General features: G+C 68.5%; 17 protein-coding genes and 1 pseudogene. 10 read left to right on the top strand and 8 right to left on the bottom strand.

Annotation, left to right across the window (positions count from 1 at the left end; all coding sequences use genetic code 11):
- Window positions 1-42: 42 nt before the first annotated feature.
- The 3 genes from JX552_RS33505 to JX552_RS25870 form a co-directional block, all read right to left on the bottom strand.
- Window positions 43-3,792 (bottom strand): PE family protein, encoded by a 3,750-nt coding sequence (locus JX552_RS33505; protein ID WP_205874640.1) that lies wholly within the window; start codon window positions 3,790-3,792, stop codon window positions 43-45.
- 318 nt (window positions 3,793-4,110) lie between these two features.
- Window positions 4,111-4,596, bottom strand: a complete 486-nt coding sequence (locus tag JX552_RS25875) for a DUF2771 domain-containing protein (RefSeq protein ID WP_205874639.1) — start codon at window positions 4,594-4,596, stop codon at window positions 4,111-4,113.
- Window positions 4,593-6,251, bottom strand: a complete 1,659-nt coding sequence (locus tag JX552_RS25870; RefSeq protein ID WP_205874638.1) for an MFS transporter — start codon at window positions 6,249-6,251, stop codon at window positions 4,593-4,595. The genes JX552_RS25875 and JX552_RS25870 overlap by 4 nt, the downstream gene beginning before the upstream one ends.
- 157 nt (window positions 6,252-6,408) lie before the next feature.
- On the opposite strand from JX552_RS25870, the pseudogene JX552_RS25865 reads away from it, so the two are divergent.
- Window positions 6,409-7,197 (top strand): annotated as a pseudogene (locus JX552_RS25865) (DUF3027 domain-containing protein); the annotation flags it as partial.
- 464 nt (window positions 7,198-7,661) lie between these two features.
- Here the strand turns inward: JX552_RS25865 and JX552_RS25860 are convergent.
- Both JX552_RS25860 and JX552_RS25855 read right to left on the bottom strand, forming a co-directional pair.
- Window positions 7,662-8,117 carry an SRPBCC family protein gene (locus JX552_RS25860; protein ID WP_205874635.1) on the bottom strand — a complete coding sequence of 152 codons (456 nt, stop codon included), beginning with the start codon at window positions 8,115-8,117 and terminating at the stop codon, window positions 7,662-7,664.
- Window positions 8,118-8,131: 14 nt separating this feature from the next.
- A complete protein-coding gene (locus JX552_RS25855) occupies window positions 8,132-8,401 on the bottom strand; it encodes a DUF2530 domain-containing protein (protein WP_205874634.1) in 270 nt (89 codons plus the stop codon).
- 107 nt (window positions 8,402-8,508) lie between these two features.
- Here JX552_RS25855 and JX552_RS25850 point away from each other — a divergent pair, with 107 nt between their 5' ends.
- The 4 genes from JX552_RS25850 (at window position 8,509) to JX552_RS25835 (ending at window position 11,345) form a co-directional block, all read left to right on the top strand.
- Complete coding sequence (locus JX552_RS25850; RefSeq protein WP_205874633.1) at window positions 8,509-8,940, top strand: Rv0880 family HTH-type transcriptional regulator; 432 nt, start codon at window positions 8,509-8,511, stop codon at window positions 8,938-8,940.
- Entirely contained in the window at window positions 8,937-9,761 is an 825-nt protein-coding gene (locus JX552_RS25845) for a TrmH family RNA methyltransferase (RefSeq protein WP_205874632.1), read from the top strand. Before JX552_RS25850 ends, JX552_RS25845 begins: the two co-directional genes overlap by 4 nt.
- Before the next feature lie 220 nt (window positions 9,762-9,981).
- The gene (locus JX552_RS25840) at window positions 9,982-11,052 is read left to right on the top strand and encodes an IS110 family RNA-guided transposase (protein ID WP_205874631.1); all 1,071 of its coding nucleotides are present in this window, start codon (window positions 9,982-9,984) and stop codon (window positions 11,050-11,052) included.
- A gap of 14 nt (window positions 11,053-11,066) precedes the next feature.
- Window positions 11,067-11,345: a DUF2537 domain-containing protein gene (locus tag JX552_RS25835; protein WP_205874630.1), complete on the top strand. Its 279-nt coding sequence runs from the start codon at window positions 11,067-11,069 to the stop codon at window positions 11,343-11,345.
- A 53-nt stretch (window positions 11,346-11,398) separates the two neighbouring features.
- Here JX552_RS25835 and sepH read toward each other — a convergent pair whose 3' ends face one another.
- A complete protein-coding gene (sepH, locus tag JX552_RS25830; RefSeq protein WP_205874629.1) occupies window positions 11,399-12,178 on the bottom strand; it encodes a septation protein SepH in 780 nt (259 codons plus the stop codon).
- Window positions 12,179-12,364: 186 nt separating this feature from the next.
- Window positions 12,365-13,495: a phosphoserine transaminase gene (serC, locus tag JX552_RS25825; protein ID WP_205874628.1), complete on the bottom strand. Its 1,131-nt coding sequence runs from the start codon at window positions 13,493-13,495 to the stop codon at window positions 12,365-12,367.
- A 204-nt stretch (window positions 13,496-13,699) separates the two neighbouring features.
- On the opposite strand from serC, the gene JX552_RS25820 reads away from it, so the two are divergent.
- Window positions 13,700-14,737, top strand: coding sequence for an AurF N-oxygenase family protein (locus JX552_RS25820; RefSeq protein ID WP_205874627.1), 1,038 nt, complete (start codon window positions 13,700-13,702; stop codon window positions 14,735-14,737).
- 19 nt (window positions 14,738-14,756) lie between these two features.
- Complete coding sequence (locus JX552_RS25815; RefSeq protein ID WP_205874626.1) at window positions 14,757-16,451, top strand: FAD-dependent oxidoreductase; 1,695 nt, start codon at window positions 14,757-14,759, stop codon at window positions 16,449-16,451.
- A gap of 19 nt (window positions 16,452-16,470) precedes the next feature.
- Here the strand turns inward: JX552_RS25815 and JX552_RS25810 are convergent, their stop codons facing one another.
- Entirely contained in the window at window positions 16,471-16,923 is a 453-nt protein-coding gene (locus tag JX552_RS25810) for a VOC family protein (RefSeq protein WP_205874625.1), read from the bottom strand.
- 218 nt (window positions 16,924-17,141) lie between these two features.
- Between JX552_RS25810 and JX552_RS25805 the strand changes: the two genes are divergently transcribed.
- The 3 genes from JX552_RS25805 to JX552_RS25795 all read left to right on the top strand — a co-directional run bounded on the left by JX552_RS25805 (window position 17,142) and on the right by JX552_RS25795 (window position 18,969).
- Window positions 17,142-17,474, top strand: a complete 333-nt coding sequence (locus JX552_RS25805) for an SDR family oxidoreductase (protein ID WP_205874624.1) — start codon at window positions 17,142-17,144, stop codon at window positions 17,472-17,474.
- Window positions 17,475-17,582: 108 nt separating this feature from the next.
- Window positions 17,583-18,206 carry a TetR/AcrR family transcriptional regulator gene (locus JX552_RS25800; RefSeq protein ID WP_205874623.1) on the top strand — a complete coding sequence of 208 codons (624 nt, stop codon included), beginning with the start codon at window positions 17,583-17,585 and terminating at the stop codon, window positions 18,204-18,206.
- 10 nt (window positions 18,207-18,216) lie between these two features.
- The gene (locus JX552_RS25795) at window positions 18,217-18,969 is read left to right on the top strand and encodes a sterol desaturase family protein (RefSeq protein WP_205874622.1); all 753 of its coding nucleotides are present in this window, start codon (window positions 18,217-18,219) and stop codon (window positions 18,967-18,969) included.
- Window positions 18,970-19,189 lie beyond the last annotated feature (220 nt).

The raw sequence follows: 19,189 nt of genomic DNA, 5'->3' as shown, positions 1-19,189 counted from the left end.
GTGGCTGCCTCAGTCGCGCGTGATGAGCGGACCACTGAGCTTTCAGGGTGTGACCGAGCCCTTGGTGCCATTTGCGCCGGCCTTGCCGTCGGCACCGCCCACGCCGGAGAGGCCCGACAGACCTGGGTTGCCGGTGACGCTGCCGCCGCCCTGGCCGCCCGCGCCGGCGTTGCCGCCGATGCCGCCGCCGCCACCGGTTCCGCCGACGCCGCCCTGCCCCGGGGCGGTGTAGAAGTCGGCACTGCCACTGTCGCCGCCGTTGCCGCCGGTTCCACCGGTCGCGCCGGCACCGCCATTGCCGCCGGCCCCGCCGGTTCCGCCGGTGCCGTTGGTTGCAGTGCCACCCGCGCCGCCGCCGCCGCCCGCTCCACCCGCGCCGCCGACGCCGCCTCGGCCTCCGACACCGCCGTTGCCCGACGTGCCGTTGACGCCGCCCTCGCCGCCGGTGCCACCATGACCACCGACCGCTCCCACGCCCCCGGCGCCTCCCACGCCGCCGGCCCCGCCTGCGCCGCCGTTGCCGGATACGGTCCCGCCTGCGCCACCCGCGCCACCGCTGCCGCCGGCGCTACCGTCGTTGCCGGCCGTGCCGGTGCCGCCGTTTCCGCCGACGCCACCGTTGAACCCGTTGCCGCCGGTGCCGCCGGATCCACCGCCGGCACCGCCGTTGCCGCCGTTTCCGCCGGTCGCGACGCCGCCGGGGGCATTGCCACCGTTACCGCCGGTGCCCCCGCCGATACCGCCGGTGCCGCCGGTGCCGCCGGTGCCGCCCTTGCCACTGATGCCGCCGATACCGCCGGTGCCGCCGTCGCCGCCGGTGCCGCCGCCGCTGCCACCGGTGCCGCCGTTGCCGCCGTCGCCGCCTTTGCCGCTGAAGTGGCCGTCGCCGCCACCTCCGCCGTTGCCACCCGCCGCAGCCACGGAGCCGTTGGTGGCCCCGCCGTCGCCGCCCTTGCCGCCCTTGCCGCCGTCGGATGTCTGGAAGATTTGACCGCTGCCGCCGCCGCCGCCATCGCCGCCGGGCTGTGCGGTGGTGCCCAAGGCGCCGGGTCCGCCGGGGCCTCCGGCGCCGTCGGGGCCGGTGCCGTTGTTGCCGGGTTGGCCGGTTGCTGCGGCGGTGTTGGTCGAGGCGGGCAGCGGGTGCGGGTTCTGCGCGGCCGTGCTGTTCAGCCCTCTGCCGCCGGCGCCGCCGGCCCCGCCGTTGCCGTTGGTTCCGGCGTTGCCGCCCGCGCCGCCGGCACCGCCGGTCCCGTTGTTGAAGCCAAGTGCCCCGTTCCCGCCGGCCCCGCCGTTGCCACCGTCGCCGTGGCCAGCCCCGTTGCCGCCGTCGCCGCCGTTGCCGCCGTTGCCGCCGTTTGCGCCGCCGGCCCCGCCATTGCCGCCTCTACCTGCGGTGCCGCCGTTGGCCGCGCTGCCGCCCTTTCCGCCGTTGCCGCCGCTGCCGTTGTTGATCCCGGCGCCGCCGTCGCCGCCGTGGCCGGCGGTAGCGGGAGCGCCGATCGTGCCGGTGTCTCCTCCGTCACCGCCGGCCAGCCCGGTGCCGGTGTTCAGAATTCCGGAGCCGCCTTTGCCGCCGTTGCCGCCGTTGCCCGCTTGCCCCTGCGCGGAGGTGGCATTGCCGCCGTGGCCGCCGGCCCCGCCGACTCCATTCGTGTTGCCATTGCTGCCGTTGCCGCCGTTTCCGCCGTTTCCGCCGTCGGCCGCGGCGCCGATGGTGCCCGCATTGCCGCCGGCCCCACCCTTACCGCCGCTGCCGTCGCCGAGGCTGTTGCTGCCTGCGCCGTTGCCGCCGTTTCCGCCGCTCCCCGCGGTGCCCCCGGCGGCGTTTCCGCCGTCGCCGCCACGGCCGCCGTTGCCACCGTGAGTGCCGTTTCCACCGTCGCCACCGTCGCCGGCGACACCACCCTGACTGGCGTTGCCGCCGTTGCCGCCGTCACCGCCGTCGGCCCGTGCCCCGGAGAAGCTGGTGCCGACGCCGCCCCCGCCGCCGCGGCCCCCGTTGCCGCCCGACCCGACGGTGCCGGCGTCCCCGCCCGCGCCGCCGGTGCCGCCGGGTCCGCCGTTGATGCGATCGGTGGAGCCGTTGCCGCCGTTGCCGCCGTTGCCGGCATTGCCGACGGTGGCGGCTTTGGTGCCACCGCTTCCGACGGTGCCGGCATTGCCGCCATGGCCACCCGAGCCGCCGGTGCCGGCGTTGACACTCACATTGCCGGTGGACCCGTTGCCGCCGTTGCCGCCCCCGCCGGAGTTGCCGGCCGACACACCATGGACGCCGGCGTTGCCGCCGTTGCCGCCGTTGCCTCCGTTACCTCCGTTGGCGCCCGCCGCGGTGGCGTTGGCTCCGTTGCCGCCGGCCCCGCCCGCGCCGCCGTTGCCGACGGACCCACCCAGGCCGCCGTTGCCGCCGTTGCCGCCGTTAGCGCTCGGGGTGGTGGCGCTGAATCCGGCGCCGCCGTTGCCGCCGTGACCGCTGGCCAGCGCGGCGCCACCGAGGCCCGTGGCACCGATAGTCCCCCCGGTTCCCCCGGTTCCCGCGTTGCCACCAAGGCCACCGGCGCCGCCGACTCCGGCGTCGCCGCCGTTGCCGCCGTTGCCGCCGTTGATGAACTGGGCGTTGCCCGCGGCGCCGACTCCGCCGTCGCCGGCCAGCCCGCCGTTGCCGCCGGCACCGCCGGCGCCGCCGCCGCCGTTGGTGCCGGCTTCGCCGATGCCGCTGGCGCCGCCGGCGTTGCCGCCCGTCCCACCTGCGCCGCCGGCCCCACCGTTGGTGCCGTTGGTGCCGTTGCCGCCGGTGCCGTTGCCGGTGTCGAAGTTGCCGGCCGCGCCGTTGCTGCCATTGCTGCCGTGCCCGCCGTGGCCGCCGGCACCGCCGACACCACCGTCGCCGCCATTGCCCCAGAGGGTGCCGCCTGTGCCGCCGGCGCCGCCGTTGCCTCCCGCGCCGCCCGCCGCGCCGGCGGCGCCGGGCGCGCCAGGCCCGCCGGCCCCACCTGCGCCACCTTTGCCGTACCACCCGGCGTTGCCGCCCGCCCCGCCGTTGCCGCCGGGAATCAACGGATTCAGCGAGGCCGCGCCCGGCGCGCCGGGCCCGCCGTCGCCGAAATACAGCCCGCCGTTGCCGCCGGCCCCGCCGTTGCCACCCGAGTTGGCCAGGGCAGCCCCACCAGCCCCGCCCTGGCCGAACAACCCGGCGTCACCACCACGCCCAGCGGCGGTCGTGGCCGTGGCGGCCGCGCCGTCTCCGCCGTGACCATAAAGCCAACCGCCGCTGCCGCCGTTGCCACCGTTGACCCCGACCGCCCCGGCGGCCCCGTTACCCACCAAGGCGCGCCCGGTCAGGGCGGTGAACGGCATGTTCAGCACCGGGTTGACGAGGGACCCCAGGGGACTGGTGAGCCAACCCTGACCGACGGTGTCGATCGGGTCCAGTAGCAGCGCTTCGGGAGTGCTGATCAGGGCCGCCTGGAGGCGGGCCAGCGGAGCGGTCTCGGCGGCGGCGCTCAATCGCAGGGCGTTTCCGGTTTCGGAGTCGGCATACATCAGCCCGGTGTTGTTCAGGGTGTCGACGAACTCGGCGTGCCAGCGCGCAATGCGGGTCGCAATCGTCTGGTAATCGGCGCCGTGTTGTTCGAACAGGGCGGCGACGGCCAGCGATACTTCGTCGCCTGCGGCTGTCATTACGTTCGTGGTTGCAGTCGCTGCCATGGTGGCCTTGTCGAGCAGTGAACCGATGCCAGCTATGTGTGCTGCGCCGCCGATGAGCAGCTCTGGCGACGTGTTCAGTAGCGACATCGGGCACCTCTTTTACTTTTCACGCGGCAGCTCTGCTGCGGCAGGATCCGTCTCGGTCGGCGCCAATGATATGCCTAGGCCACAGAATCAATCACTCGATTGTAAATATTTGCGGTGACTGGATTCAGCCCAGAAAGAGCCGTCTGGGGTAGGCACGCGCGTCAGCTCGGCGCGGTCGACCGCGTCCGCGCCCTACCCGCGTCAACGCGGAGGGTCGGGACGGCTATGCGGTGCGGCTGGGCCGGCGTGAATAGCGGGACATGCCGGTTGGTGACGGCAGCGCGCTCGGCCGGCCACGGTGCCTGAATCCGGCAGAGATCAGAACACCACGCGCACAGACCATTCTGCGTGCGGGGCCTCGCGCAGTTCGCCGTCGTCGACGACCAGCGTCAACAGCTGCACCACCACCCCGGTCAGCCGGCCGCGGTGCGGATCGACGGTGGGGATGGTGACAGCGAGACGGCTGTCCGGCCGGAAGAAGGTGGTCGCGGTGTTGGTCGGGTCCTCGTAGATCTGCAGCAGCCGCCACGGGGCCCGGCCGATCGCCTCGGGCACGGAAAGCTGTACCGGGAAGCGATCGCTGACATGCAACTCGCCCTGCGACTGCGGCGCTTGGCAGTCGTTGAGGTTCAGCACGTTGCAGTACAAATAGGGCCCGACCCGGACGGTGTGACCGCGCGAGTACGCGCTGATCTCCGGCAAGTGCGGACCTCGGTCGCGACCCAGCAGCCATGCTCCGAGACCGGCTCCGGCGGCCACCGCCACGACGACGGCCGCGACGATCGCGGCCACTGTGCGTTTCATCGCGGCATCACCCCGGTTGTCGCGCCTGGGCGCCGGCCCTCCTGCTCGACCATGACGGGCCGGTTACCACCGAGTCCGGGGATCAGCGAATCGCCGCGGAAGCTGACGATCGTCTGGGCCAGACCCAGAATCAACAGCGCGCTGACCACAGTGAAGCCGACCCACAACTCCGTGTACACCAGTACGCCCACCGCACCGCCGAGAACCCATGCCAGCTGCAGTGTGGACTCCGAACGCCCGAACCCCGAAGCACGTGACTCCTCCGGCAGATCGTCCTGCAGCGAGGCATCCAGGGATGCCTTGGCGATGGCGCTCGATCCCGACGTGATCAGTGTGGCAATCGCGACCACGATCAGGTTTCCCCCGACCGCGGCGGCGATGGCGAACGCCGTCACGGCCAGGGTGCACCGCACCACCAGGACCGCCGGCCGGCCCAGCTTCAGCCGCGCGCTGGCGAAGTTGCCGGCGAAGTTGCCGATGGCGGCGGCGGCGCCGATCATTCCCAGCATGGCCAGCTGCACCCAGCCGTCGGCGTCGTGCGCCTTGGCCACGAAAGCCGGGTACAGGAACAGGAAGCCGACCATCACCTTGATCGTGCAGTTACCCCACAACGAGGTGATGATGTTGCGGCCCAACGGTTGTCGTAGCTTTCCCCCGACCTTCCGGCCTTCCTCCTGCCAGCTGTGGTGCAGGTGGTCGCTGTGGCGGTGGTAACTCAAGGTGGCCGGAACCTCACCGGCGGTCACCTCGACCCAACTGGGAATCCGCATGGACAGCAGGGCGCCGACGATAGTGATGCCCACCACGACGAACAGCGCACCGGGCAACTTGAACATGTGGGTGCACGCGAATTCGACGCCGGCCGCGATGGCGCCGCCGGCGATGGTTCCGCCCAGCAGCCCGAACACGGTGAGTCGGGAGTTGACCCGGACCAGATCGATGGTCGGCGGCATCACGCGCGGTGTCACCGCGCTGCGCAGCACGCTGAACGATTTGGAGAACACCATCATGGCCAACGCGCACGGATACAACACCCATGGCGGGAAGCTGCCGCTGGCGCCGTCGTAGTTCATGATCAGGATCAAGGCCAGCGCGGTGCGCAACGCGAACGACAACGCCAACGCCACGCGCCGGCCGTGCTGCAGCTTGTCCAGAGCCGGACCGATCAGCGGCGCGATGACGGCGAACGGTGCGATGGTGATCAGCAGGTACAGGGCGACCTTGGACTTGCTCTCGCCGCTGGCCGCCGCGAAGAACAGGGTGTTGGCCAAGGCGACCGCCATCGCGGAGTCGACGGCGAAGTTCGCCATCACCGGCCAGGTCAGTGCGGTGAGCCCGGACTTGTCGGCACCGTCGGCGGTAGCGGCCCGCTGCACCATCCAGTACATCCGGGAACCCATTTCCCGGCTGCGCATGGCCGCGGCGCGGGTGACAGTGATCCGCTCAGCGGGCCCCCGCGTCGGTTCGGCGTCGCTGCTCCGCTCCGGTGGCGGTTCGTGGTCCAGTGGCGGCAGGTAGCGGTTGGCGCTGGGCGGCGGTGGGGGACGGCGCGATCGGCGGTAGTCGGTTTCCTGACTGGGATCGTCGGCCGGGTAGTTGGCCATGCCGGGATGCTGATTTCCCGATCGGGTCCGGCGGCCCGGGGGCGGGGCCATCCGGCCCGCATGATCACCTCGCCGTCCGGACACCATTCAATTCTGTCCTATGCCGACTCGCTGCGGAGTAAACCGGTGTGGCTCGTTCGCCGTGTCTTCCGGCAGTATGGGGACGCACGAAAGAACGGCATGAGCAAGGTGACATTAAGGTGACACTGTGACCGGACCCATCGAGGAGTCCTCCGTAGCGACCGTGGCCGACTGGCCCGACGAGCTCGCGGGGGTGCTCACGGGTGCGGCCGAGCAGGCCAGGACCGCGGTTGCGGAGTTCAGCGGGGCAGATGCCGTCGGCGACTACCTGGGTGTCAGCTACGAAGACCCGAACGCTGCTACCCACCGGTTCCTGGCGCATGTGCCCGGGTACCAGGGCTGGCAGTGGGCCGTTGTCGTCGCCGGCTATCCGGGTGCTGACCACGCCACCATTAGCGAGGTGGTGCTGATCCCCGGTCCGACGGCCCTGCTCGCGCCTGAGTGGATTCCGTGGGAACAGCGGGTGCGGCCCGGCGACCTGAGTCCCGGCGACCTGTTGGCCCCGGCCAATAACGACCCACGGCTAGTCCCCGGATACAGTGCCAGCGGCGATCCGTATGTGGACGAGGTCGCCGTCGAACTCGGCCTCGGCCGGCGCTGGGTGATGAGCGCCTGGGGCCGCGCGGACGCGGCTGAGCGCTGGCACCAAGGTGACTACGGGCCCGACGCGGCGATGTCGCGGGCGACGAAGCGGGTGTGCCGCGACTGTGGCTTCTTCCTGCCGCTCGCCGGGTCCCTCGGGCAGATGTTCGGGGTCTGCGGCAATCAACTGTCCGCGGACGGACATGTCGTCGACAAGTTCTACGGGTGTGGAGCCCATTCCGACACCCCCGCACCGGCGGGCACTGGCTCGCCGATGTACGAGCCGTACGACGACGGTGTGCTCGATGTGGTGGACAGACCCCGCGCCGAGTCCACCCAGCCGGAGGCCTTGGATCCGCCCGCGGAGGCCTCGGACCCGCTCGCGGCGCCCGAGTCGGAAGCCTCGGAACCGATGGTCGAGGCGGTCGAGGCGGTCGAGGCGGAGGCCGGGCCAGAGCCCGAGCCGGAGCCGGAACCAGGGCCCGAGCCTGAGCCGTCGGTGGAGCCTTCCCAGCCGGTCGAGACGTCGGAGCCGACCGAACTCTAGGACCCCGCGACTTGGTGCTGGGTTCCTGGCCGCAACTCCGGGAACTCGTGGTTCATTCGGGAAAGTTGTTGGTGCTGAAGCTGATGGTGCACAACACATACGACGCTTCGCGCTCGCAGAACAACTCTTCATATGCCATCGCATTACCCCTTACCTGACGGTCGCTGGCTGGCTGAACGGGCTATTGTCAACCATGGTTGACAATACGCCGAGCCACCGTTATGGGTCAACGTCTGACCGATCGAGCCGCCTCAGCCCTTCTCGGCGGCCGCCTTGATCCGCGCCAGGGAGGCATTCATGCCCTCGACCAATTCGCGCTCGAAGTTGTCGCTTCCGCCCAGGAACGCTCTTACCGTCAAGTTGGACACGGCGCTGGTGCCGTTTTCGGCGTGACGGCTCTCCGTCACCCGGGTGCCCGAACCCTGCGGTTCGAGTTCGTAGCTCCAAATGGTGCGGTTCGTGTCCACCCGGAACGCGAGCTTCTTCTCCGGGATGACTTCGACGACCGTGGATGTCGTCGGCCAGAACAGGCGGTTGCGCCGGTTGAAGTTCAGCGTGCGGGTCCCGTTGCGCAGGGGTCCGAACTGCCGCATCCACCGGCACTGGGGACTCCACTGCGGCATCCGCCGAAAGTCGGAGATCAGCTCCCACACTTTTGAAGGCGGCGCTTCGATGTCGATTGAAGCTTGTAGCAGGGGTGCGGCCATGCGTCCTCCTTGAGTCATTCGTGATCGAGCAACGTTTCCAGCCCGGCCTGCGCACCGCGGGCCCCGCGGCGGGCCGCCGCGAGTTGCCAGAGGAAAATGCTGGTTCCCAGCACGCCCACCCCGAGGCCGGCCAGAGCCGCCGGACGCCACGTTTCCAGGGTGGACACGAGGAACGCGGCGGCCACCGCGACCAGCCAGCCCAGTGCACCGACCAGGATTATCGGCCACACCGCGAGCAACGCCGGTGGCAGCGGCGGTGGTTCGGGAGTGGGCTGGTCAGTCATAGTGCGTTTCAACATACCGCCGGCGATGCCGGCGACGAGCGGCCCGGTGGCCCGCGACGGGTGCGGTTCACCGTTTCCGATACCCGTCTCTGTTGTAACCTCGCGCTGTGCCTGACAGCGATGCGCGGTTGGCCGCAGACTTGTCGTTGGCGGTCATGCGGCTGGCTCGCCAACTCCGGTTTCGAAACGCGTCGTCGCCGGTATCGCTGACCCAGCTCTCGGCACTGACGACGCTGGCCAACGAAGGTGCCATGACGCCCGGCGCGCTGGCGATCCGGGAGCGGGTCCGACCGCCGTCGATGACGCGAGTGATCGCATCCCTGGCCGACGAGGGCCTGGTTGACCGCGCCCCGCATCCCGTCGACGGACGGCAGGTGCTGGTCTCGGTCTCCGCGACCGGCGCCGAACTCGTCAGGGCCGCCCGCCAGGCCCGTCAGGAGTGGCTCGCAGACCGGCTCGCGACGCTGGACGATGCCCAGCGCGAAACCCTGCGGAGCGCTTCCGATCTGATCTCGGCCCTGGTCGACGAAAGCCCGTGAGTGCACCGGACATCGATGTTCAGGATGTCACCGATCCGGATGATCCCCGCCTGGACGACTTTCGCGACCTGAACAGCGTCGACCGCCGACCCGACCTGCCTACCGGAAAAGGTTTGGTGATCGCCGAGGGCGTGCTGGTGGTGCAGCGGATGCTGGCTTCCAGATTCACCCCGCGGGCCCTGCTCGGCACCGACCGTAGGCTGGCCGAGCTCAAAGACGACCTGGCGGGCACCGTGGCGCCTTACTACCGAACATCGGCCGAGGTGATGGCGCAGGCGGTGGGGTTTCATCTCAATCGCGGGGTGTTGGCCAGCGCCAGCAGGGTGACCGAGCCCAGCGTTGTGGAGGTGGTCGGCGGCGCGCACACGGTGGCGGTGCTCGAAGGCGTCAACGATCACGAGAACCTGGGCTCCATCTTTCGCAATGCGGCGGGATTGGGGGTGGATGCGGTGGTTTTCGGCAGTGGTTGTGCTGACCCGCTCTACCGCCGGGCGGTCCGGGTGTCGATGGGCCATGCGTTGCTGGTGCCTTTCGCGCGCGCCACCGACTGGCCGGCCGACCTGGTGCGGATGCGCGAGGGTGGCTTCCGGTTGTTGGCGATGACTCCCCGGGGCGACGCGCGCACCCTGCGCGAGGCGATGGCGGCGGTGCACAACGATCGGGTCGCGGTATTGGTCGGTGCCGAGGGACCCGGGCTGACCACGGCGGCGCTGCGGATCAGCGACATGCGGGTGCGGATTCCGATGTCCCGTGGGACTGACTCGCTCAATGTGGCGACGGCGGCCGCAGTGGCGTTCTACGAGCGCGTCGGCTCGGGCTAGGCTCGCGTCAGTCGTCAGTATCAGGGTGGGGTTGCCGCATGTTGCGGTGGTTGGATCCTGATCGCCTGGTGTCTGGCTCATAGGCTCGCTGCCGCCGTGGTTGGCGTTCATGCGTTTTGTCGGCATCAGGTGTGAAGGACCGGCCGGCGTGACTTGATGGGAGCGTGGCAACCGCCCCCACTGAGGTTTGTCCGCCGACCGGCCCAACCGTCACCTCACAGTGAAGGAGGCATCCACCATGGTTGTTGTTGGAGCCGATGTACACAAGCGCACCCATACGTTTGTTGCGGTCAACGAGGTTGGGCGCAAGCTCGGCGAAAAGGTCGTCAAAGCAACGACGACGGGTCATGCCGAGGCGGTGATGTGGGCCCGCGAACGGTTCGGGGCCGAGGTGGTGTGGGCGATTGAGGATTGCCGGTACTTATCGGCCAGGTTGGAGCGCGACCTGATGGGCTTTGGCCAGAGGGTGGTGCGGGTACCGCCGAAGTTGATGGCTCAGACTCGGGCCAGTGCGCGCACCCAGGGCAAGTTGGACCCGATCGACGCGTTAGCAGTCGCGCGGGGGTGTTTGCGTGAACCTGACTTGCCGGTCGCCTCCCATGATGAGGTCTCGCGCGAGTTGAAGTTATTGGTGGATCGCCGGGAAGTCCTTGTGGCGCAACGCGCGGCGACGATCAACCGGCTGTTGTGGCGGGTGCACGAGCTTGACCCTGACCACGCGCCCAAGGCCCGTTCGTTGGATCTGGCCAAGCATCGGCGCATCCTCGGTGACTGGTTAGCCAGCCTGCCCGGCCTGGTCGCGGAGTTGGCTCGCGACGAGCTGGCCGACATCACGCGGCTCACTGAAACCATCAACGCCTTGGCTAAGCGCATCGGCCAGCAAGTGCGCCCCATCGCCTCGGCCCTGCTTTTCCTTCCCGGCTGCGGGGAGTTGACCGCGGCCAAACTGGTCGGCGAATCCGCCGGGGTGACCCGGTTCAAAAGCGAGGCCGCCTTCGCCCGTCACGCCGGAGTCGCGCCAGTCCCGGTGTGGTCAGGCAACACCGCCGGGCGGGTGCGCATGACCCGCTCAGGCAACCGCCAACTCAACGCCGCCCTGCACCGCATCGCCGTCACCCAGATCCGCCTCGACGGACTCGGCCAGGACTATTACCGCCACCGCATCGACGCCGGCGACTCCAAAACCGAGGCACTGCGCTGCCTCAAACGCCGCCTGGCCCGCGTCGTGTTTCACCACCTCTACACCGACCACCAAAACCGAACCCAGCCTTGCCAACCGGCAGCGGCTTGACATAGGAGAAACACGTGAACGATGAGTCCGTGCCGTGGGCAACGGGTTTGGCGGTGGCCGCGTTCGTTGCGGCAGTCACCGGGGCCGCGATCGTGGTGCTCAGCCTCGGGTTGATCCGGGTGCACCCGCTGTTGGCTGTGGGCCTCAACGTGGTGGCGGTCGGGGGACTGGCCCCCACGTTGTGGGGGTGGCGACGCACCCTGGTGCTGCGGTGGTTCGTGCTGGGGGCAGCCGTCGGGGTGGCCGGGGCGTGGGTGTCGCTACTGGCGGTGAAGCTGGTCGGGAGCGCCTAGCTGGGCTGATTGCGGCGACCCGCCGCGCCCGGCTTCGCCGTGCTTGCGATCGCCTAGCGCTGACCGCTCGAACGAACCCCGAGCAACACGTCCTCCCAGGCGGGTATCGCGGGCTTGCCGCGCCGGCTGCCGGCAGGCTGCTCGGCCGGCGGGGGTAGTGCGCTCGGCTGCGCCAGCGTCGCGGGCTGCGCCGGCTCTGCTGCAGCTTCGAAAGCCAGACGCGCCACCGGCGCGAGCTGGCGGGGCTTGAAGTCCGGGTCGATGAGCTCGCTGGCCGCGTCGTCGATCGCGGTGACGGTGCCACCGTGTGCGCCCGGGATGAAGCGGAAGTGTGCAACGTTGTCCGACCGACCGGCCTGCCACCCCAGCTGCACAGTCCAGCGGCTGTCCTCGTTGCGCCAGGCGTCCCAGGTGAGTTTCTCCGGGCTCAGACCCCGCCCGACCAACGCTGCCGTGACCGTCTCCAGCAGGCTCAGCACCGCGGGACCGTCCGCAAGGACCGGATGCGCCGCCGTTGCCAGCTCCGCGGCGCGGAAGCGCTCAAGCAAGACCGGGTTGGCGAACCGCTGAATCCGGGCGACATCGGATCCAGATGCCGCGGCCACCTGCTCGACAGACGCGCCGGCGCGGATTCGGGCCTGAATTTCCTTGGGGCTCAGCATATTTGTGACGACGATGTCCAACGCTGGCTGCTCGGGGGGCATCGGCTTACCATCCAGTACGGCGCGCAGGCGGTCATCGGCGGGCAATCGGAACTTCTCGGCAGAGCTGGCACCCTCGCAGAGGACGAATTTGCCGTCGGGGTCAAGCCCAACCACTTTGAGTTCCCGCATGGCTTCTCCTTGCAGGCTCCGCGCAGGTCAGCAACAGAACCGTTACGTGCGAACTCTAGTGCAGCGAACTCCGGTAACCGGGTACTGACACGCTGGACGGTTGCGGCCGTCGGAGCGGCCTGTGCCCCGCTGGAACTGGATGTGCCCCGCTCCGGCACGCGCCGTTCCAGCCCGCATCGTGCGGCGTCAGAGCCGCTCGACCACCCAGTCGATGCAGTTGATCAGGGCGCTGACGTCGTCGGGGTCTACGGCCGGGAACATCGCGATCCGCAGCTGATTCCGGCCGAGTTTGCGGTACGGCTCGGTGTCGACGATGCCGTTGGCTCGCAATGTCGCCGCGACGGCTGCGGCACTGACGTCGTCGACGAAGTCGATGGTGCCCACCACCTGCGAGCGCAGCGCCGGGTCGGCGACGAACGGGGTGGTGAAAGACCGTTCTTCGGCCCACGAGTACAGCCGCTGCGACGAGTCCGCTGTGCGCTTGACCGCCCAGTCCAGGCCGCCGTTGCCCAACAGCCAGTCGAGCTGTTCGGCCAGCAGCACCAGCGTGGCGATCGCCGGCGTGTTGTAGGTCTGGTTCTTCAGGCTGTTTTCGATGGCGATCGGCAGCGACAGGAAGTCGGGGACCCAGCGACCCGAGCCCGCGATGGCCTCGACGCGGGCCAGGGCCGCCGGGCTCATGATGGCCAGCCACAGGCCGCCGTCACTGGCGAAATTCTTCTGCGGCGCGAAGTAGTAAGCATCGACGTCATTGACGTCGACAGGCAACCCGCCGGCGCCCGAGGTGGCGTCGATGAGGACCAGGGCGGCTCCGGAATCGGCGGGTCGCCGCACCGGCACCGCCACCCCGGTCGAGGTTTCGTTGTGGGCCCAACCGATCACGTCGACCGACGGGTCGGACTGAGGTTCGGGGGCCGACCCGGCGTCCGCCTTGATGACGATCGGGTCGCCGACGAACGGGTTCTTGGCAACGCAGGAGGCGAACTTCGAGCTGAACTCGCCGTAGGTCAAATGCAGCGAGCGCTTGTCGATCAAACCGAAGGCGGCGGCATCCCAAAAGGCCGTCGTACCGCCGTTGCCGAGAATGACCTCGTAGCCGTCGGGCAACGAAAACAGGTCAGCGAGCCCCGACCGCACCCGTCCCACCAGATTCTTGACCGGCGCCTGCCGGTGCGAGGTGCCGAACAGGGGTGCTGCGGTGGTGCTCAGCGCCTGGAGCTGCTCGGGCCGGACCTTCGACGGGCCGCAGCCGAAGCGGCCGTCGCGCGGTTTCAGGTCGGCGGGAATCTCGAGAGAAGTCGTGAGCTGGTCAGCCATGGTGAACAGGGTAGTGAGCGGCCGTGAACCGAAAACCAAGCGGTCTGCATAACGCCTGGTCGCGGCCGCCGATGTGAGCCAGCACACACTGGCTACCCGAAGCGGCGCGGACCACAGCGGATCGGCCCATCTGGATAATTCCCAGTACCGGCGGTACCGTGTTCTTTATTCGTCCGGATCTCAACCTCGCTGGGGAGGCTTCTGATGGTTGCTACGAATGCCAGGACGCGCATGGTTCGACGTTGGCGCCGCAACATGGAGGTGCGGGACGACGCGGAGTACGTGGAAATGCTCGCCACACTGTCCGAGGGGTCGGTGCGGCGGAACTTCAATCCGTACACCGATATCGATTGGGAGTCACCGGAGTTCGCTGTTACCGACAACGATCCCCGGTGGATCCTGCCAGCGACCGACCCGCTGGGCCGGCACCCCTGGTACCAGGCGCAGCCCGAGGACAAGAAGATCAAGATCGGCATGTGGCGGCAGGCCAATGTCGCCAAAGTGGGTCTGCACTTCGAGTCGATCCTGATCCGCGGGCTGATGAACTACACCTTCTGGGTGCCCAACGGGTCCCCGGAATATCGGTACTGCCTGCACGAATCGGTCGAAGAGTGCAACCACACCATGATGTTCCAGGAGATGGTGAATCGGGTCGGCGCTGATGTGCCGGGGATGCCGCGGCGCCTGCGTTGGATCTCACCGTTGATCCCGTTGGTGGCCGGCCCAATGCCGGTAGCGTTCTTCATCGGGGTGCTGGCCGGTGAGGAGCCGATCGACCACACTCAGAAACAGGTGCTGCGGGAGGGCAAGTCGTTGCACCCGGTCATGGAGCGGGTGATGGCCATTCACGTGGCCGAAGAAGCCCGTCACATCTCGTTCGCCCACGAGTTCCTGCGCCGGCGGTTGCCGACTTTGACTCGGCGACAACGGTTCTGGGCCTCGTTGTTCTTCCCGCTGACGATGCGGGCGCTGTGCAACGCGATCCTGATTCCGCCGAAGGCATTCTGGCGGGAGTTCGACATTCCGCGTTCGGTGAAGAAGGAACTGTTCTTCCGCTCGCCGGAGTCGCGAAAGTGGTTGCGCGACATGTTCGCCGACGTCCGGATGCTGGCTTACGACACCGGCCTGATGGAAAACCGGTCAGCCCGACTGATGTGGCGGATCTGCAAGATCGACGGGAAGCCGTCACGCTACCGCAGCGAGCCGCAGCGCGCGCACCTGGCCGCCACGCCGGCTGCCTGATCGGTCTGCGAGTTCCTTTATGCCGCACGTAATAACACAGTCGTGCTGCAACGACGGGTCCTGCGTCTTCGCGTGTCCGGTCAATTGCATCCATCCGTCACCGGACGAGCCGGGCTATGCGACATCGGAGATGCTCTACATCGACCCGGCGGCCTGTGTGGACTGCGGCGCCTGCGTCAGTGCCTGCCCGGTCGGCGCGATCGTCCCCGACAGCAAACTGGACGACCGCCAACTGCCGTTCGTCGAGATCAACGCGTCGTTCTATCCGGAGCGGCCCGCCGGTGTGAAGTTGCCGCCGACATCCAAGCTGGCGCCGGTGATCCCGGCTGCGCAGGTACGCCCGTGGCGCCGGCCGCTGACGGTCGCCATCGTCGGATCGGGCCCGGCGGCGATGTACGCCGCAGACGAACTGTTGGTTCAAGAGGGCGTGCGGGTCAACGTCTTCGAGAAGCTACCCACGCCCTACGGCCTGGTGCGTGCCGGAGTGGCGCCCGATCACCAGCACACCAAGCGGGTCACCCGCTTGTTCGATCGGGTGGCCGGGCATCGCCGCTTCCGCTTCTACCTCAACGTCGAAGTCGGCCGCCACGTCAGCCACGCCGAACTGCTGAATCACCACCACGCGGTGCTGTATGCCGTCGGCGCGTCCGATGACCGCCGGCTCGACGTGGAGGGGATGGGGCTGCCGGGAACCGGCACGGCCACCGAGCTGGTCGCGTGGATCAACGGCCATCCCGAATATACCGATCTGCCAATTGATCTCAGCCACCAGCGGGTGGTGGTCATCGGCAACGGCAACGTCGCGCTCGATGTGGCGCGGATGCTCACCGCGGACCCGGACGAACTGGCCCACACCGATATCGCCGACCGGGCGCTGAAGGCATTCCGGAAGTCGGGCGTCCGCGAGGTGGTGATCGCGGCTCGTCGGGGACCGGCCCACTCGGCGTTCACCCTGCCCGAGCTGATCGGGCTGACCGGTGCTTGCGACGTGGTGCTCGATCCCGAGGACCAGCGCTCGGTGGGTGCGGATCTGGCCGGTGTCGCCGATCCGCTGACCAGGCACAAACTCGACATTCTGAGCACGCTCGGCGACGGCTCGGCGCCGGCGTCTCGTCCGCGCATCCGGCTGGCCTACGGGCTGACGCCTCGACGCATCCTCGGTGAGCAACGCGTCACCGGGGTCGAGTTCTCGGTCACCGCCACCGGCCAACTCCGTCGACTCGATGCGGGTCTGGTGCTCACGTCGATCGGGTACCGCGGCAAACCTGTTCGCGGTCTGCCCTTCGATGAGGCTGCTGCCGTCGTCCCCAACGACGGCGGCAGGGTCGTCGATCCCGCGACCGGCCGACCGGTCCCGGGCGCCTATGTCGCGGGCTGGATCAAACGGGGGCCTACCGGCTTCATCGGCACCAACAAGTCGTGCTCGTTGCAGACCGTGCAGGCGCTGGTGGCCGACTTCAACGCCGGCGAACTGACCGACCCGGTGGTCGGACCGGGCGCGCTGGCCGACCTGGTGGCAGTGCGCCGGCCCGACGTCGTCGACTCGGCGGGGTGGCGCGCCATCGACGCGGCCGAGGTGGCACGCGGCAGAGCCGACGGACGTCCCCGCCGCAAGTTCACCGATGTCGCGGACATGCTCGCCGCTGCCGCCACCGCGCCGCAGGAGCCGTCCCGTGGACGGCGCCTGCTGGCTCGGTTGCGCGCGTGGGCATAGAGCGAATGCCCGCTGGCCGTCAGGCCTGCGCCGACATCGCCTCCTTGATCTCCTCCATGCTGACTTCGCGAACCGGTTGGCCCAGGGACCAGTTGTGCCCGAACGGATCGGCGACCACGCCGTAGCGGTCGCCCCAGAACTGGTCCTCCAACGGCATCACGACGGTGGCGCCGGCGTCGAGTGCTCGCTGGAACTTGGTCTCGACGTCGGTGACGGTGAGGTGGATGGTGACCGGTGTGCCGCCCAGCGATTTCGGGGTCATCGACTGGTCGTTGCACATTTCCGGGAAGTCGTCGTTGAGCATCACCATCGAGCCGTTGATCTGCACCGCGGCGTGAATCAGCCGGCCGTCGGGGCCGGGTATGCGGGCCAGTTCGACGGCGTCGAACGCTTTGACGTAAAAGTCGATTGCGGCAGCGGCATCGTCGACGACAAGGTGCGGGATCACTGCTGGTTCGACTTTGATGGCCATGGTCACTCCTCAAGGTTGGTGGTACCGCCCGCTCGGGCTCACAGGTATTGACCGACCCGGGCGTCAAATCTCATCGCGAACCGTAACCGGGCCCCCCGACAGGCGGTCGGGGCCGATCGGAGGAGCGGCGATGCCCCCAATCGGTTGATGCCCATCTCCACCGCGACTAGCCGATCGGTGGATTCTGCGCCGCCGCCCCGATTTCTACGGTGAGTGCCATGTCGCTCACCGCACCAGCCCAGTTCGAGACATCGCCGAAGCCTGCGATTCACCCTGAACTGTTTCTGGTCATGGACGCAGGTTCGGACGCCGGCTACTTCGCCGCGCGGGCCTTGCTGGCTACCGGCTATTCCGTCGCGGTTTCCGGCCGGCACGTCAGCCAGTTGACCCGGGTGGTGCACGGCTACAGCGCTTCGCGGGTTTTCGCGGTGGCTGCTGACAGCACCGATCAGGCCCAAGTGATGAAGCTGATCAGTGCGGTGGAGCGCCGCTTTGGCCGTGCGATCACCTCGGTGATCCGGGGTTCCTCCTACAACCAGATCACGATCTGACCTCGGCGGACCGCTGCGTGATCGCCCTTGCCCGTCGCTACGGCTGCTGATACAGTCGTCTCACCCGGAGCTGAGACAGCTGTATCGGCAATTGTCTCAATGCGGTCGATGGCGAAGGACGATCTCGTGGGCCCAACGACGCTGACGATTCACCGCACGCTGGACGCGCGCCAGCGTGACGTGCGTGAACGACTGCTCGCAGCCGCTCGGCAGTTGATCCGTGAGCATGGCCACGAGGCTGTGGGTATGGAGCAGATCGCCAACACCGCCGGAGTGTCCCGGGCGACGACCTACCGTTACTTCGCGTCCAAGGAACATGTGGTGTGCGAGGCCGCGCTGGCGTGGGGCCACGAAGTAGCGCAACGCATTCCGCAGGCGGTCGCGGCTGCGGCGTTGCCGGCCAGCGCGATAGACGTCGCCATCGAGCAGGTCGTCCGGGAGGCCGCATCGGACCTGCCCATGGTGCGGGCGACCATGGCCTCGGTTCTGGCGCAGGGCCCGGTCGCCGACGAGTTCCGGCTGGGCGTTCGGCAGATGTTCCTGGATCTGTTGGGCGGGGCGGTCGACAACGTGCCGGCCTCGCTGTCCCTTGACCCCGCGATGACGGTGCTCGGCCGGGTGTTCTTCGCCGATCTGGCGTTGCTCGGAGTCGGTGACATCACCGTCGAACAGTGCATTGACGAACTGCGACTCGCCGCCCGCCGTCTGTTGACCGACACCCGACACGAGTAGGAACGAAGCCATGAATCACACTGCACTACAGCCGATTTGGGACTGGATGCTGACCCATCTGGGCACCGGTTTCTTCGAGTTCCCGTTGTATTTCCTGCCCGTGGTGGTCGCGGTCGTGCTGGTGACCGGTGTCGTGTATTCGATCTTCGACGTCGCGGTCTACCAGAGGATCTCGGCCAAGGCGGCGACCAAGCTGGGGTTGCGGATCATGACGACCTATGTCGGTGCGGCCGTCGTGTTTTTCGTCCTGCACCGGATATTCCATCCGTGGGTGGCGCACGTGCCCACCGCTGCACCGACTTTGGTCGCATTCGTCACGCAGCTGGTGTGCTTCATGGTGATCGGGGAATTCCTGACCTATTGGTGGCACCGGCTCGAGCATGGCAGCCGCTTCGTGTTCCAGAAAGTGCATTACATGCACCACCGGGTCCAATCGCCGCTGACCATCTGGACCAACTTCGTCGTGCACCCGGTCGAGGGCCTGATGGTGATGCTGTGTCTGTACGTGCCGCCTTTGGTGTTCGGGGCGCATCCCATGGTTGTGGTCGCATACGCGGTGGCCAACACCACCGCCATGGTGATCACCCACAGTGGCTACGACATGACGTTCTATCCCCGCTGGCTGCTACCGGCCGCGTCCGGGCACGAACTGCATCACTCCGAAAAGCGGCCCACGAACCTGTCCGTCGTAATGACCTACGGAGACAAGCTGTTCGGCACTTATAAGAAGCCGGTGGCGGCCGCGGTGCCGGTGGTGTCGTAGTCCCGCCTCGCCCGGCCATCTCGCCCTCCTCGGTTTCGGGCCGGCAAACTAGGTGATAGCCGCAGTCCGCCACGGAGAGTGATGCTTGGATCAGGTGATCTGCTACTGCAGTTGCCGGCATCGCCCGCTGCGCGGCTCGGATCCTCTGGCCTGGTAGCCCGATACAGCACGACCGTGGCGGCAGCGCACGTGCGGAGCATCGCATCCGCACTCGGCAAAG

This window comes from Mycobacterium gordonae (genome assembly GCF_017086405.1).
GTDB classification, from domain to species: Bacteria; Actinomycetota; Actinomycetes; order Mycobacteriales; family Mycobacteriaceae; genus Mycobacterium; species Mycobacterium gordonae_D.
Note: the sequence above shows the minus strand (reverse complement) of the source record. Positions and strands in the feature narration are given on the sequence as shown.

Coding starts and splice junctions, on each gene's coding strand:
- JX552_RS25870 (WP_205874638.1), bottom strand. CDS start 6,251: ATGGCCCCGCCCCCGGGCCGCCGGACCCGATCGGGAAATCAGCATCCC.
- JX552_RS25795 (WP_205874622.1), top strand. CDS start 18,217: ATGAATCACACTGCACTACAGCCGATTTGGGACTGGATGCTGACCCAT.
- JX552_RS25820 (WP_205874627.1), top strand. CDS start 13,700: ATGGTTGCTACGAATGCCAGGACGCGCATGGTTCGACGTTGGCGCCGC.
- JX552_RS25805 (WP_205874624.1), top strand. CDS start 17,142: ATGTCGCTCACCGCACCAGCCCAGTTCGAGACATCGCCGAAGCCTGCG.
- serC (WP_205874628.1), bottom strand. CDS start 13,495: ATGGCTGACCAGCTCACGACTTCTCTCGAGATTCCCGCCGACCTGAAA.
- JX552_RS33505 (WP_205874640.1), bottom strand. CDS start 3,792: ATGTCGCTACTGAACACGTCGCCAGAGCTGCTCATCGGCGGCGCAGCA.
- JX552_RS25875 (WP_205874639.1), bottom strand. CDS start 4,596: ATGAAACGCACAGTGGCCGCGATCGTCGCGGCCGTCGTCGTGGCGGTG.
- JX552_RS25860 (WP_205874635.1), bottom strand. CDS start 8,117: ATGGCCGCACCCCTGCTACAAGCTTCAATCGACATCGAAGCGCCGCCT.
- sepH (WP_205874629.1), bottom strand. CDS start 12,178: ATGCGGGAACTCAAAGTGGTTGGGCTTGACCCCGACGGCAAATTCGTC.
- JX552_RS25800 (WP_205874623.1), top strand. CDS start 17,583: ATGGCGAAGGACGATCTCGTGGGCCCAACGACGCTGACGATTCACCGC.
- JX552_RS25810 (WP_205874625.1), bottom strand. CDS start 16,923: ATGGCCATCAAAGTCGAACCAGCAGTGATCCCGCACCTTGTCGTCGAC.
- JX552_RS25815 (WP_205874626.1), top strand. CDS start 14,757: ATGCCGCACGTAATAACACAGTCGTGCTGCAACGACGGGTCCTGCGTC.
- JX552_RS25855 (WP_205874634.1), bottom strand. CDS start 8,401: ATGACTGACCAGCCCACTCCCGAACCACCGCCGCTGCCACCGGCGTTG.